This is a genomic window from Ruegeria sp. HKCCA4812 (assembly GCF_013034245.1).
GTDB lineage: Bacteria > Pseudomonadota > Alphaproteobacteria > Rhodobacterales > Rhodobacteraceae > Ruegeria.
Genome location: NZ_WQFQ01000004.1, coordinates 50,032 through 63,833 on the forward strand (window position 1 = coordinate 50,032; position 13,802 = coordinate 63,833).

The 13,802-nt window shown below is 54.8% G+C and carries 13 protein-coding genes and 2 tRNA genes; 6 read left to right on the forward strand and 9 right to left on the reverse strand.

Translation table 11 applies throughout. The features are described 5' to 3' along the window. Genes GOW04_RS12725 through GOW04_RS12740 form a run of 4 tightly spaced genes read right to left on the reverse strand, consistent with a single transcriptional unit; the run spans position 1 to position 2,426 of the window. A complete protein-coding gene (locus tag GOW04_RS12725) occupies positions 1-522 on the reverse strand; it encodes a GNAT family N-acetyltransferase (protein WP_171232800.1) in 522 nt (173 codons plus the stop codon). Beyond that, positions 523-999 carry a DUF2948 family protein gene (locus GOW04_RS12730; RefSeq protein ID WP_171232801.1) on the reverse strand — a complete coding sequence of 159 codons (477 nt, stop codon included), beginning with the start codon at positions 997-999 and terminating at the stop codon, positions 523-525. Then, a complete protein-coding gene (gene murA / locus GOW04_RS12735; protein WP_152458871.1) occupies positions 996-2,264 on the reverse strand; it encodes a UDP-N-acetylglucosamine 1-carboxyvinyltransferase in 1,269 nt (422 codons plus the stop codon). The genes GOW04_RS12730 and murA overlap by 4 nt, the downstream gene beginning before the upstream one ends. 6 nt (positions 2,265-2,270) lie before the next feature. Further along, on the reverse strand, positions 2,271-2,426 hold the full coding sequence (locus tag GOW04_RS12740) for a hypothetical protein (protein ID WP_171206177.1): 156 nt from the start codon (positions 2,424-2,426) through the stop codon (positions 2,271-2,273). Between the two features lie 83 nt (positions 2,427-2,509). On the opposite strand from GOW04_RS12740, the gene GOW04_RS12745 reads away from it, so the two are divergent. From GOW04_RS12745 to GOW04_RS12755, 3 genes are all read left to right on the forward strand, one after another. After that, positions 2,510-2,584: transfer RNA gene (locus tag GOW04_RS12745), tRNA-Thr, on the forward strand. A 79-nt stretch (positions 2,585-2,663) separates the two neighbouring features. Beyond that, complete coding sequence (locus tag GOW04_RS12750; protein WP_171232802.1) at positions 2,664-3,293, forward strand: DUF6538 domain-containing protein; 630 nt, start codon at positions 2,664-2,666, stop codon at positions 3,291-3,293. Between the two features lie 491 nt (positions 3,294-3,784). Continuing rightward, positions 3,785-4,054: an HlyU family transcriptional regulator gene (locus GOW04_RS12755; RefSeq protein WP_171206180.1), complete on the forward strand. Its 270-nt coding sequence runs from the start codon at positions 3,785-3,787 to the stop codon at positions 4,052-4,054. A gap of 324 nt (positions 4,055-4,378) precedes the next feature. Here the strand turns inward: GOW04_RS12755 and GOW04_RS12760 are convergent, their stop codons facing one another. After that, positions 4,379-6,094 carry an adenylate/guanylate cyclase domain-containing protein gene (locus tag GOW04_RS12760; RefSeq protein WP_254430144.1) on the reverse strand — a complete coding sequence of 572 codons (1,716 nt, stop codon included), beginning with the start codon at positions 6,092-6,094 and terminating at the stop codon, positions 4,379-4,381. Between the two features lie 365 nt (positions 6,095-6,459). Between GOW04_RS12760 and GOW04_RS12765 the strand changes: the two genes are divergently transcribed. The 3 genes from GOW04_RS12765 (at position 6,460) to GOW04_RS12775 (ending at position 10,126) form a co-directional block, all read left to right on the forward strand. Continuing rightward, the gene (locus GOW04_RS12765) at positions 6,460-6,765 is read left to right on the forward strand and encodes a hypothetical protein (RefSeq protein ID WP_171232803.1); all 306 of its coding nucleotides are present in this window, start codon (positions 6,460-6,462) and stop codon (positions 6,763-6,765) included. A gap of 344 nt (positions 6,766-7,109) precedes the next feature. Next, positions 7,110-8,429, forward strand: coding sequence for a hypothetical protein (locus GOW04_RS12770; protein ID WP_171232804.1), 1,320 nt, complete (start codon positions 7,110-7,112; stop codon positions 8,427-8,429). Positions 8,430-9,508: 1,079 nt separating this feature from the next. Beyond that, complete coding sequence (locus tag GOW04_RS12775) at positions 9,509-10,126, forward strand: DUF4329 domain-containing protein (RefSeq protein ID WP_171232805.1); 618 nt, start codon at positions 9,509-9,511, stop codon at positions 10,124-10,126. Between the two features lie 561 nt (positions 10,127-10,687). Here GOW04_RS12775 and GOW04_RS12780 read toward each other — a convergent pair. The 4 genes from GOW04_RS12780 to GOW04_RS12795 form a co-directional block, all read right to left on the reverse strand. Beyond that, positions 10,688-10,924, reverse strand: a complete 237-nt coding sequence (locus GOW04_RS12780) for a hypothetical protein (protein WP_171168771.1) — start codon at positions 10,922-10,924, stop codon at positions 10,688-10,690. Positions 10,925-11,002: 78 nt separating this feature from the next. Continuing rightward, a tRNA-Met gene (locus tag GOW04_RS12785) sits at positions 11,003-11,079 on the reverse strand. A gap of 72 nt (positions 11,080-11,151) precedes the next feature. Next, positions 11,152-12,138 (reverse strand): alpha/beta fold hydrolase, encoded by a 987-nt coding sequence (locus tag GOW04_RS12790; RefSeq protein WP_171232806.1) that lies wholly within the window; start codon positions 12,136-12,138, stop codon positions 11,152-11,154. Continuing rightward, a complete protein-coding gene (locus GOW04_RS12795; RefSeq protein ID WP_171232807.1) occupies positions 12,139-13,611 on the reverse strand; it encodes an NAD(P)/FAD-dependent oxidoreductase in 1,473 nt (490 codons plus the stop codon). Positions 13,612-13,802: the final 191 nt, after the last annotated feature.

A 13,802-nucleotide genomic window follows, 5' to 3' on the forward strand; every position in this document is an offset into this window, starting at 1 on the left:
TCAGCCCTCGGGGTGCAGCGATTTGCGCATGGCAAAGCAGGACAGATCCTGACGGTCACTGCATTGACCGGTAACCTTCCAGCCGTGGCGCAAATAGAATTCCCGGGCGGTCTTCGTGCCGTCCAGATGCACCTCGGTACAGCCGCACGCGGCCAGTTGCCGTTCCAGCCGCTTTAGCAACGCGGCCCCCACCCCACTGCCGACGTGATCCGGGTCAACATAGAGCAAGGTGATCTTGCCGGTTTCTAACAACCCACCGACCGCGGCCACCTGCCCTTCACGCTGGGCCAGCCAGATCTGTGATCCCGGCTTGAACCAGCCCCGTATGGTCGCCGCGTCTTTGTTCGCGGTCCATTGTTCCAGATGGTCGGGATCATTGTTGTGATCGGCCACACAAAGCTGCGTGATCGACCGGATCAACACTCGGCTGATGTCGAACACATCGAACACCGTCGCCGGACGCAGGGCAACACCCTCGGACACATTTGAAAACGCCTGAGAAATGCCGCGCTTGTTCTGCATCTATTCGGGGTGCTGCGGCGCCCGGCCGGATGGGGCCTGATACGGGCGCGTGACGTCCTTTAGCGTGGCATCCAACGCCTCGACCTTCAGGCGGATCGCGCCGTCACCCGCCAGGGTCAGCAAGACCTGACCCGCGCCATCCTCACCGGGTTCGAATTCGACGGACAGCAGCGACATGACCATGTCCTTCTCACTGCGATCTATGCCCTGACTGGCCACGGACAGAACGGAATCGAAGACCAGCACCGACTGCACCCGTTCAAAGGGGCGGTCACGGCGGGCGGCGGCATCCTTGTCTTCCCAGCGAAAGCGGTTCAGCAACAGGCCAAAGCGGTGGTGCGACGGTTGCCATTTCATCTCGGTCACGGGAAAAACCGCATCCTGCACGAGGGTCGAGATCACCTTCAGGTCTTCTGCATCCTCAGCCCCCAGATTCAGCGGGGCTTCGCGCCCGTCTTCAAAACTTGCGTCCGTCATTCGCCCTTGATCCGTTCGATTTTTGCGCCCACGCCTTCCAGCTTGCGCACTACATGTTCATATCCGCGGTCCAAATGATAGACCCGGCTTACCGTTGTCTCACCTTCTGCCGCCAATCCGGCAAGGATCAGCGACACCGAAGCCCGCAGATCCGTCGCCATCACTGGGGCGCCTTTCAGGGTTTCGACACCCGTGACGGTGGCGGTGCCGCCGTGCACCTCGATATTCGCACCCATGCGCACAAGTTCCGGGGCATGCATGAAACGGTTTTCGAAAATACGCTCTTCCAGAACCGAGGTGCCTTCGGCCGTGCACATCAGCGCCATCATCTGCGCCTGAAGGTCGGTCGGGAAGCCCGGGAAGGGTTCGGTCACCACATCCACAGCCTGCACACGGCCGTTCTTGCGCGCCACTTTCAAGCCGTTTTGGGTTTCGGTGACACTGACCCCCGCCGCGTCAAGCTTGGCCGCGAAGGATTCAACCAGCGCCATGCGCCCGCCCAGCAGTTCGACCTCGCCGCCGCAAATCGCCGGGGCCAGCATATAGGTGCCCAGTTCGATCCGGTCGGTGACAACCTGATGGGTGGCACCGTGCAGCCGGTCGACACCCTGAATTTCTATGGTTGAGCTGCCCTCGCCCGAAATCTGCGCACCCATCTTGCGCAGGCATTCGACCAGATCGACGATCTCGGGCTCGCGCGCGGCGTTCTTGAGCACCGTGGTGCCCTTTGCCAGCGTCGCCGCCATGACGATGTTTTCGGTGGCTCCGACCGAGGCAAAGCGCATCTCGTGCACCGCCCCTTTCAGGCCGCCCGGAGCCTTGGCGTGCAGATAGCCGTCCTTCAGCTCGATCTCGGCGCCCAGCGCCTCGAGCCCTTCCACATGCAAGTCCATTGGACGGGCACCAATCGCGCAGCCACCGGGCAGAGAAACAACCGCCTGCCCGAACCGCGCCAGCAAGGGACCCAGCACCAGATTCGAGGCACGCATCTTGCGCACGATGTCATAATCCGCCGTTTGGCTGGTCAGACTGTGGCTCGACATCGCGATCACCTGACCATCTTGCAGCGACGACACCTCGGCCCCCAGCGATTGCAGCAGAGCGGTCATGGTCTTGATGTCGCTTAGGCGTGGTGCGTTGGTCAGCGTCAGCGGTTCTTCGCTCAGCAAGGTTGCGGGCATCAGCGTCAGACACGCGTTCTTGGCCCCCGCAATCGGTATCTGACCATTCAGCGGGCCGTTGCCCGTTACCAGAATCGAATCCATCTGCTCTTATCCCTTGTCCTTGTCGGCCTTGTCCCCAGAGGCCGCCCGCGCCTTGGCCTGCGCCTTGCGCCGGGCCATATTGGCCTTCAGCGCCGCTTTCAGCCGCTCTTCGCGCGCATCCCCGGATTTGCCTTGTTTTTTGGGTGAATTTTTATTCGTCATGATCTTTCTCTACAGGAGGTGAAAAAAACCGTCCAGACACCCTTGCGCCGCGTTTCGTTTGAGTCTAATCACCCGCCCACAGCGCTGCTGTAGCTCAGAGGTAGAGCACTCCCTTGGTAAGGGAGAGGTCGAGAGTTCAATTCTCTCCAGCAGCACCATGATTTCCTCATATTCATCAAAAACTTACGCCAAACCAACGGCTTGCACTTGCAGACTCCTACACAGGAGCCCTACACAGTGACCCTTGCCATGCCTACACCAGTCAAAGACAAAAAAAGCGGAATCTACTACGTGAGGGTGCGCGTTCCGGCGGACCTGAAAGGAATCGTTGGCCGTGCCGAGGTGTCAAAGTCACTACGCACCAGAGACCCATCAGAGGCTAAAGAGAGATTTGCGGCTGAATACAGGAAAATTCAAAAGCGATGGGCGTCCTTTAGGGCAAAGCCTGAACCTCTCCCTTTGAAAAAGATCGTTGCTCTGTCTGGTCGCGTGTATTTCCACCTGATGGAAATGCTAGAAAATGAACCGGGTGAACCTGCGATATGGGAACAGGTTTTGTACCTGAGCCAACAGGCGGAAGCTGTCGAAGGCGGTATGGAAAAATGGTACGGTGTGGTCGCTGACGAGATACTGGTGGAAGAAGGTATTGCTATAGACGAACCGACGCGTGCGCGATTGCTACGTGAAGTTCACCGGTCTTGGACGCAGGCGGCTAGCCAGCAGTTGAAGAGAGCGGAAGGCGATTTCACCCCAGACCCTCAGGCTACGCGCTTCCCTGAGTGGGAACCCACAGCCTCGCCAAAAGTGGCAATCGGATGCAATGGTTTTCGGGCATGGCACAGTCAGACCCGGAGCGCATCTTGTTGAATACATGCCGATCGGCAGTCACCACACTTGGTATGGGCTGTTATTCGTCAAAGGGCTGACCGGATTTACAGCGTTCCTTGTGCCTTTGTCAGTTCATTTCTGGGTCGTCACGCTGGACGCAATAAAGTGTGAACGTGGCAAGCTTCCGCTGGGACTACTGCTTACCATTATCCTCCTTACTTTTGGAGAAAACGTTGAGATTCAGACCTATTTGCTCTGGCCAAGCCTCCTAATGCTCGGATGTCATCTGAGAGAGGTCAAATCGGTAAATCGGGGAAACTGACATGTAGGCTGGTTTGTTGAAACGCAAGCGCGGTGTTTGCCGTTATTTTTCAAGGGCGGATCCTTCGCCGCTTTTTTTGGGGCATTTTGACTCTGAACGGTGCGGGCTTCCGAACTCTGGATCCTGTGGCCTGACCGTGCAACGCCCTTCACTCCGGCCTTAAGCGGCGCTAGTCTCTGCCCTGAACAACGCTGAAAGGAGCCACCCGATGTCCCTCTTCTCAAAACTCTTCGGCGGCGTTGAGAAGTCCAAGCCGGATCCGGTTTCTTACAAAGGGTTCGAGATATTCCCCGACCTGATGGCCGAGGGCAGCAAATTTCGCCTGATGGCCCGTATCGAAAAGACCATCGACGGAGATCGAAAGACACATACGGTGATCAGGGCGGATGTCTTCGACACTCGGGATCAGGCCGAAAGCTTTAGTATAGCAAAGGCGAAACAGGTCATTGATGAGCAAGGCGACAGCATTTTCAGCTAGGGAGGTCCTAGCTTGAAGCCTGATCTACGAGCGGAACCGATGAGCATGCTTATGCGTATAATTCTGAACGCATTCCATAGGTTATCATTTGTCAAACTTTGTTCGGCGAAGAAGTCGTCGTGCAGCAGTTTATCTGCCCTGTTGTTGTGTTAGCTGCCGTCGCAAAGCGCATAAAGCGGGCAATCGCGTAAAACATTGGATTGCAGGTTTGTCCCCAGAGCGGGTGATTGGTCATATTTGTCAGGCTTTAGCTTCGAACCTATAGCCGATGCGTTGGGTGTCACTTTCCAGGAAAAATCGCTTTACCGGAAATCCGCGCGGCACTTATTCGGGCAAGCCGGCCAAACGCAGAGACGCGCAGTCTTTCTCCAATCGTTCTGCATCAGAGAAAAGCTGGGTTTTTGCCCAGTCCGATATGGAAAACTGAGGGCGGTATTTCAGTACATTCCGCGCCTCATCGCGAGCGGCCTCAACGTTATCCGTTTCCATATGTACGATTACGAGGTCGAGATGCCCAAAGCCTTCAACTCTTTGACCATATTCGGTGAATGCCTTCTTGGCTTCCTCGTATTGACCGTCGAGCCGAAGTGCCAAACCCAGAACGCCAGCATACCAGCCGGGATAGTGAGGGTTGAGAGTAATGGCTTGCCGCGCCACGCGGATCGCTTCTTTTGCCTGCCCATTGAATGCCAATGTAATCGACAGCCTTGCAGCCACATCAGCGTGGTTGGGATTTAGCTGCAGTGCCTTGTTGAACTTCCCGATAGCCGATTCCAGTTTACCGTCGATTGCATCCGCGAAACCCGCAATTGCGTGAGCCTCTGGGTTGTAGCTGTCTATCTCCAGAGCACGTCGTGCGCAGTCGCGGGCCTCTGCCAGCGCCGCATTTCGGTCTGCTACAAAACCGTGCCTTGCTTCGACAGTACAAATGAACCCCAAAGTGCAATATGGCGCGGAGTAGCCAGGATCCAGGGAAATTGCCTGTCGAGCAAACCGACGAGCGTCAGCCTGTGCTTCCTTAGTTATTCTGCGCGAGGCTTCCACAGCTTGCAGCTGAGCAGTCCAGGCATCCAGATGTTTAGTCCCCGAACCTCTGAAACGGGCCATCTCGCCCGCCAGTAATTCGACTTGAAGTTCAGTCGCAATTCTCAGGGCAATTTCATCCTGAACCTCGAATACGTCTTCTATCAGGCGATCAAACCGGTCTGCCCAAATGTGCATTCCGGACTTCGCATCGATGAGCTGCGCGGTAATTCGCACACGGCTACCGCTTTGGCGGACACTTCCCTCGAGAACAAGATCGACGCCCTGCTCCAGTCCAACTTGTTTTACGTCTACCGAGCGCCCCTTGTAGACGAACGTAGAGTTGCGCGCGACGACCAGTAAGTTCGGGAGTTTTGACAGAGTGGTAATTATCTCTTCGGTAATGCCATCGGCAAAGAATTCCTGATCGGGGTCAGAAGAAAGATTGTCAAAGGGTAGAACGCCGATCAGCAATGACTTCGAGTGACTGGCTGGAGTCACTCGCGGTGGTGCGGAACCGGGTGGTGACCATTGGAATACTTCAATTGGTGACACAGCGTTCTTGAACTGCCGCTTACCAGCGCGGTGAAATTGCTCGGCGAGCCTCTCATCAAGGCTGCGATGGACGACATCGGAAATTAACACAGCCTCGTCGTTGGAAGCCTCTTGTAGCCGCGCGGCTATGTTGATCCCATCGCCGAAGATGTCATCTTCGTCAAATACGACATCTCCCAGATGAACGCCCACGCGAAGTTTAAGCGAGGACTGGGCTGACACTTGGCTTTGAAGATCGAGGGCGCACCGCACTGCATCCGAGACCGCGCTGAACTCGACCAGCCATCCATCGCCCATCCTCTTCACGATATTGCCGCGATGATCACTTACCAATGGATCGAACAACTCTCGACGCAGGACACGGAGTTCGCTGAGAGTCCTGTTCTCATCCGCCTTTATCTGGCCCGAGTAGTTTACTACATCGGCCGAGAGTACTGCGGAAAGTCTGCGGTTCCCGTTCATGTCTATTCGTAACGCATAACGCGTTGCATGGAAAAGACATCTTGTTTTTAGAGACTCTGCACAAACGCCGACCGGCCACTTTGTGGGCAAACCTGTTCCAATCTGTAATTTTCTGAACGGCCGCTGTTTGGAATAGTTTGTCGTAGTTGACTGAGCCTACCCAACTGATCTGGTCCATGGTTGCATTGAGGAATCTGGGGCATGGCATGTCCCGTCTTGGTGCAATCAGGCAGATTGTCGGCGCTTAACAGCCCCACCACCGCTGAAGTAACAAGAAGGGTGGAATGGGTGTTGATCAATAGAAGGAACTGGAACCGCTTAAAAATGAAAGCGAACGGCTGAAACGCGCAGTTTCAAATCAGACCTTGGACAAACTGATCCTGACGGTGACGGCCATCCGTTGCTCGACGACCGAAGAGAGAGGCTCCTGCAAAAGCAATGGGAAGGTTTGCGTCGACAAGATCGGGCGCGCCCTGCCAGGGGAACGAGGAAAAGAGTTGTCAAAGCCAACCTGCATCGATGGGTTCATCTGCGCCTGCAATCGAAAACGTCGCGAACTCAACGCATCTGGCAAGCCGGTCGGGAAGGAGATTGAATTCGCAGCAGCAGAAGCCACCAAGCTGTTCAAGCGGCGTACTGGAGGTTTCATCAATCATTTTTTAGGTGTTTGAAGGAAATTCAAATCTGGAGTTAAACGGATTTTCGTTTCTCTGGCTCAAAAAACTGCAAACAGTTTGAAACCGCAGCAAAAGCCTGCCTCTGATGCCTGCTGTTTGGATCCGGGTTGTACAGAAAATACCCCTGTCACGCTCCACGCGTTGTGCCTGCTACAAAGGCCTGTCTTTCGGGCAGTTTTCGTTTTGGATTATTTTTCAATGCATTAAACTTGCCAAACAAACGAATTATACCTGCAAGTACATTTCTCGACCAACCAGATTCGTCTCTTTTTTGGTTTTCGTGCTAGAGTAATTTTCTGAACAAGTTCTACTCAACACTAACCTCCTCAGGTGGCCGTATGTCTGCGCATTGTCAAAGTATTCGGGATGATATTGAGACGCTTGAGCAAAGTATTGAACTTCTCGATATTCAGATTCAAAACACTGTTGACCCAATACAAAAGTCTGCGCTTTTTCGATTTAGAAAGCAGTCGCTGTCACTGCTTCAGCGAAAAAGGGGGGCTCTTAAGGCGTGTGAGGAGAGCGAGCCCCCATTGCCGCAAGTTCCGGCGGATATGTCAGATTTCGGTTCTGAGGTGTCTCAAGGTATCCCCGGTTACGAGCTTGTCGCGGGTAAAGATACTCTTGCAAGAATATTTGTTGGTCGCCGCCCACCCGTAGTTGTTATGGCATCAGAACTTTTGGATGACGCGGATTCTGACTATTCGTCTAAAGCCCTCGGATTTGATCTGAATTCCCTTCCAATCCATTCGTTGCCCTTCAATCCAGCCCGGATTGATTATGCCGAACTTGAGATTTCCGGCCCATCTGGGACAACAGTTATTCCAGGTGATATTGGTGATGGCGTATTCTCAAATGATACCAAGAGTTTCGCCGAAGACGACAATATCAACTTCTATATCCGCGGTCGGGAAATCTCAAAGCCTGGACGGTATCGTTTTACTGCACGGCTTTATCGCAACGGTACTCTTGTCGGCGAAAAGTCTCTTGGGCAACCACAGTTTCATCCGACGAAGGATCTGCGAATTCTTGTTGTCGTTGAGATCTTTCCCTTTCCAGCAAAGAAATGGGAAATTCTATTTCAGGCTCTGGAGGACTTGTCTCGAATTTTTCCTATTCGATCAGGTTTGGCGCCTCTGGATGGGGATCAGGAAGCCGGGCTGCGCTACCGAATTGAGCCGATACCAATTGATTTCGCGTGGCCTGATCGGACTCCCGTTGCGCAGCGCCTGGCCGAATTCAACCAGGAGCAGTCTGCTGCTGGCAGGCCGGATCGGGCCGAGCATGTCCTGACAATACGCACTCAGCAACCCGGAGAAATGCCGCTTGGCGGAAGTGCCCAATCTGGACCAAACGGGAGCATCGCGGGTGTTACTCTGAATGTGGACCCTCCTATGGACAATTCGTTCGGCACCTTAGTTTCCCACGAAATTGCGCACAACTTCTTGACTGTGCCTCACGTTGGTGACGAGGGCGTAGCGCTCAATGAACCAGCTGCATTCGATTTAGTCGCTCGTAAATCAGTAGCGAATCCCAGGGCGTTAATGTACCGGATTTACAATTTAACTCCCAACGGAACTGCGTTTCTTGTTCCAGACTCTTGGCGCACCATCCGAGAACGCCTGCTTACTAGGTCCAGCACAGGCAATGACGAGTGATTTGACTTCGGGTATTTGGCGACCGTGAGTTTGATGTGATTTCCTTGTGTGCTGGTGGTTTGCCAAAGGATGAACTGCGTAATTCTGCTATTCAAAACTGGGGTCTTTCGCTTTGAACCGAAAACCGGCCAAGAGATTTGGAGACTGCTTAACCGAAATCGAGAAAATCTGGGTCACGCCGGAGGCATACCGGACCCAGAGAGTTTGGGCGATAGAGACCTTTGTGATTAATGGAGAGGGCCTAAGCGACAGGCTGGCTGTCTAAACAACTCAATACTTCAAGTTCACATCACGCCTGAAATAGACCCGCGCTGCAAGCAAGCTAGAGGGGACAAGAGCAACGCGGGCCCCCCGAAGGGTGGTAGTAAAACGGATGTAGCGTTGTGGCCTGAACCGGCCCCGTGTCGTAGCGCCGCAGGCAAGAAAAAACCCGCGCTGCTGAGGGATAGGAGCAAGCGCGGGGCAAGTGTTCGGGGTGACAGGTTTACGCCGCTGCTGGCTGATCGGATCAATCTTGCAAACACTTTGCGCAGCACGACAGACCAGATCATCGGCATAGTACTTCCGTTTGCAAAGAATTGGAGCAACTTAGATGCAGGATTTACTTGATGTTTTTTGGGTGGCCGCGTTTGTTTGTCTGCTCGCATTCGCCTTCATAGCGGTTTTTTGTTTGGCTGTCCCTGAAACGCACAGGTTGCGAGCAATTGGTTGTGTTGGGTGTTGTTGGCCTATGCTGCTGCACCGGTTCTTTCGAAAAGACTAACGGAGCGAAACGGCTTGAGATTTATGGTTGAAACAGGTCGCCGTTGTTAACGTTGTTTGGTTCCACGGTAACGTTGATAGCGGCAGGTAGAGCGGCTTATTCGCTGTACACGCAGCGGCCCAAGCGACCGAAGACAACGCAGATAGATTAGTGTCGAACGATAAGGCGGACTGGAAAACCCTAGGAAGGCACAAAACGACGTCCAGGAGTTTGCAACAGCGATGGATGGATTGCCTTGGTCGCAGTCGGCACCTTTCTTCAGGCTATCCCTACAGCGTTAGCGCTGCTTTAATAAGTTCATAATAAGGAGCAAAACATGATCGAGTTTAGCATTATTGCGTTGTCAGGACTTTGCCTTCTTTTTACGGCTCATCAACTTGGTCTCGCAGAAGGCAAATGTGAAGCCGCACGCCGCCTTCGCTATACCTTAGTTGTCTTGATACTCTGGCCACCCGCGACCACCCTGGCCCAATCACAGGAAGAAATCAGCGTAGCGAAAGCGACACTGTCTAGCCTACAGGGTATTTCTTTCAACAATAACACAGAGTATTGCGGCTACCTTGCATATGACCCAGCCGGGAAACTTGTTGCTACTCCTGCTCAACGTGGCGACAACAAAAGCTGCGTTTGGGATCAAGCAGAAAATGGTTTGGTGCTTGTTTTATCTTACCACACGCACGGGAGGTTCGACCCGGAATATAGTTCGGAAGTTCCAAGCGTTGCAGACATTGAGGCCGATGAAGACGAGGGCATCGACGGCTTTGTGTCAACTCCGGGTGGACGTTTGTGGTACGTCGATACGGAGCGAATGGAAGTGAGACAAATCTGCGATATCGGGTGTTTGCCAAAAGACCCTGGTTTCGTTCCGGGTTTGGAAGGGGAAATCTCATCGGTTTACTCTTATGAAGATCTTCTCGAATACGAAAGTGACTAGTTTCGCGCAAAGACCCTGCCAGACCATTACCTTGCTACGATACTGAAGACTACAAGTAAGAGCTTCCGAGGAAGAGAGCGGTTGACACTCGCGTGAACGGTTCTTCTCCCCTCGGGTTTTCCTGCGCTGACAACACTCGGTCTTCTTGCTCTTGCGAAGACTGAAGGCCAATCACCATCGTTGAGGAAACTGAAGCAATGTTGGCGTCCCACCCATCCGAAGTGCTGTGTGTAAGGCGGGATGAGCCACTAACTGCCTTTGCGACATTTTCTTCCATCCTCGCGCAGCAAGTCGCAGACGGCACAGTTCGGACGTTCAGTTCCGCTGGGTGAAAAGGGAAAGCGCGGACAAGGTGAAATTTCGCAGCGGCTGCGTCAATCTCAGCAATGGTAATCTTCACAAAGTCTTGCCGCACGGATAATGGGCCGACAAAACTTGTGCTCATTCATAGATCGCCGCGAGTTATCCTTGGCTCTGTCCGGGCTCTTTCTTCTATCCGTTCTTCACCAGTTGTGGACGTTCATCAGTTGTCATTGCCCAATAGATTGCCAGATCGAAAGATCATATCTGGTCGAGGAGCACGTCCGTGGATCTGTACAACGCTTTTTCTATGCCGTCCGAGGCCTCTAAAGCTTGGAGGTGTACGTCTTGCAGCTTGCAGTTGTCGAGGAAAATCGCGTTGTCCAGCGCTACCGCCAAACCAGCAGCTTGATAATCCACACCGAGCACTACGCTACTGGATTCCTTAAGTGATCCATTTTGAATCATTTTTCCTTCCAATTGGTTTTGAAAACCCAAGTGGTGGTAATGATGGCAGGGCAACCTAAAGACAGAACATGAATTGCTTCTGAAATCAGATGTTGGACTTGAGAGATTTGGTAGCGGAGGAGGGACTTGAACCCCCGACACGCGGATTATGATTCCGCTGCTCTAACCAACTGAGCTACTCCGCCTTGAGTGAGAGGCGATTTAAGCGAGGGGCCCGGGAGGGTCAAGAGGGAAATCAACCAACCTCAAGATTTCTTTCACGCCTGCTCTGATGGCTTGTCCTGCAAGGATGTCTGGGGGGATGTGGTCGCTTCGGTCATCCTGCGGATGAAGGCGGCGCAGATTTCGGGCTCTGTGATCGGAATCATGTGGCCGAACCCGTCCAGCTCTTCGTAACTCAGCCCGAATTCGGTCATTGTCGGCCCGTGCAGCGGCGGCGACAGTATCGCGTCCTGGCGGCCATACAAGATGCTCCCTGGGACGGTCAGATTCGGATAGCGCGCGACCTGCACGTTTATACTGGCATCGACGCCGGCAACGTCCTGAGAGGCCGTGACAAAGGCGGAAGGTCGCAGGCCAAGCGCGCCACCTGCCCGGTCCAGAAAGTCATCAGGCGGGGTTTCCGGGTCAAACGCGGCACTTAACGTGTGCGGCGCGGTTTTGGACGCAAGGGGAACGGCAAGCGTGTTGCCGATCAGGCTGCGCATCCATTCGGAGCGGATCTCGAGCGGTTTGAAGATCGCCGGGGTTTCGGGCAGTTTATGCGTCAGCGGCGCCAGCAGCGCCAGACCAGCGATCCGGGCCGGGTGGTCCAGTGCCATCGCCAGTGAAACCGCGCCCCCCAGTGAATGGCCGACCAGAACGGCGCGGTCCACGCCTTTTTTGTCCAGAAACTCGGCAATCATGCCAGCCTGGTGGGGCAATTGCGCCAGCTCGGCCGTATCGCGCGTTGAATACCCGCATCCCGGCCGGTCCAGCGCGATAACGTGGTAATCGTCGGCCAGAAGATCCACCAGCGCATAGGTAAAGTGCTGTAACTGCCCGGCCAAGCCGTGGATCATAACGATGGTCTGCGCCTCGGGGTTTCCCTTTTCCACATAGTGGATGCTGCCGCCGCGAACGGGTGTGATCTGACCTAGCTGCGGCACGGTTTCAAGACCGCGGCGGGTAATCTTCCGTGTCCACAGGTTCATGACAAACAGGGAGGCGACAAAAACGGCGATTACGATCAGAACGGTTGTCATTCAGTTTTCTCCACTGCCAAGGGCGGCGGGTCTGTATTGCTCCAACCCTGATTGTGCCATGCGTTTCTGAAACTCGGCAACGGTGCCGGGCCACAAGGTCGTGTTTCGGCCTTCCGCATCCATGTACCAGGACGTACAACCCCCGGCCTGCCAGACGCCGTCCGCGTGGCGGCTGTGCATTTCCCGCGTGAACGCCGCCTGTTTTGCGGCGTCAGGAGTGATTGCGGACAGCCCTTCGCGCTGCATCTCGCTCAGGACCCGGCCGATATGGCCAACCTGGGCCTCGATCATCAGCACGACCGAGTTGTGCCCCAGCCCGGTATGCGGCCCCAGAAGCAGGAAGAAATTTGGAAAACCCGCAACTGCGGTACCCAGATGCGCGCACATGCCATCCGACCAGGCAGAGCGCAGCGTCAGCCTGTCCGTACCGGTAATGTCGAGACGCTCGACAACGTCGGTTACGTGAAACCCGGTGCCCCAGATCAAGACATCCGCCTTGGTCCGGGTGCCATCCGCCGCGATGACCGTGTCACCTTCGATTCGAGCGACGCCCTTCGGAACAACGCTGACACTGTCGCGGGCCAGGGTCGGGTACCAATCGTTCGAACTCAGGATACGTTTGCAGCCGATCCGGTAGTCGGGGGTCAGAATCCGCCGTTCGGCCGGATCGGTGATGGCGCGCTCCAATGCCTTTCGCCACATTTTCAAGGCAAAATTCACCGCGCGTTCCTCACCACGAAACACGCGGTGGCGAAATTCGAAGATCATGAATATCAGCTTGCGCCGAATGCGGGGCAATATGGGAAGCCAAGCGTAAAGGCTGCGCACCCAGGGCGCAATCGGGCCGTCCGGGCGCGGCATCACGTAAGGCGCACTGCGCTGAAAGATCGTGATATGGCCTGCAATCCTGGCGATCTCGGGTACAAACTGAACGGCGGATGCGCCGGTTCCAACGACCGCCACGCGCTTGCCGGTCAGATCGACATCGTGATTCCATTCGGCCGAGTGGAAACTGGGCCCCGAAAAACTGTCGGCGCCGGGGATATCCGGGATGCTGGGATAATGAAGTGCACCAATGGCCGAGACCAGAAACCGCGCCGACCAGTGCTGGCCATCCATCGTTTCCACTTGCCATCGCGTTCCATCCCACCTGGCCGATTTCAGCTCCTGCCGGAAATGGCACAGGTCATACAACCCTTCCCGACGCGCGACATTTTGCAGATAAGCTTGGATTTCCGCGCCACCGGCATAGGCGCGGCTCCAATGCGGGTTGAGATGGGTCGCCATGGAATACAGATGCGACGGCACATCACAGGCGACACCGGGATAGGTATTTTCGCGCCATGTCCCCCCGATATCATCGGCCTTTTCCAAAATCGCGATATCCTTGATGCCGCGCTTGCGTGCCTCAAGCGCCATCGTCAGTCCGGCAAACCCGGCGCCGACGATCAGCATCTCTGTTTTGTTGTGCATGAGTGAGTGCCTTCTGAAACAACCCTGCGTTTATCTGTTGCAGATGTATGCACTTGCCTGGCTGTGAAGTAGGTCACACAGGTAACAATGACCCGGCGTCTTTTCGTTACGCAGGGACAAAACTATTTGGAATGACCCGTGTCGCTTATTGCAAGCACATATCGCAATCAGAGAGGTGGTTGCACCGCGAA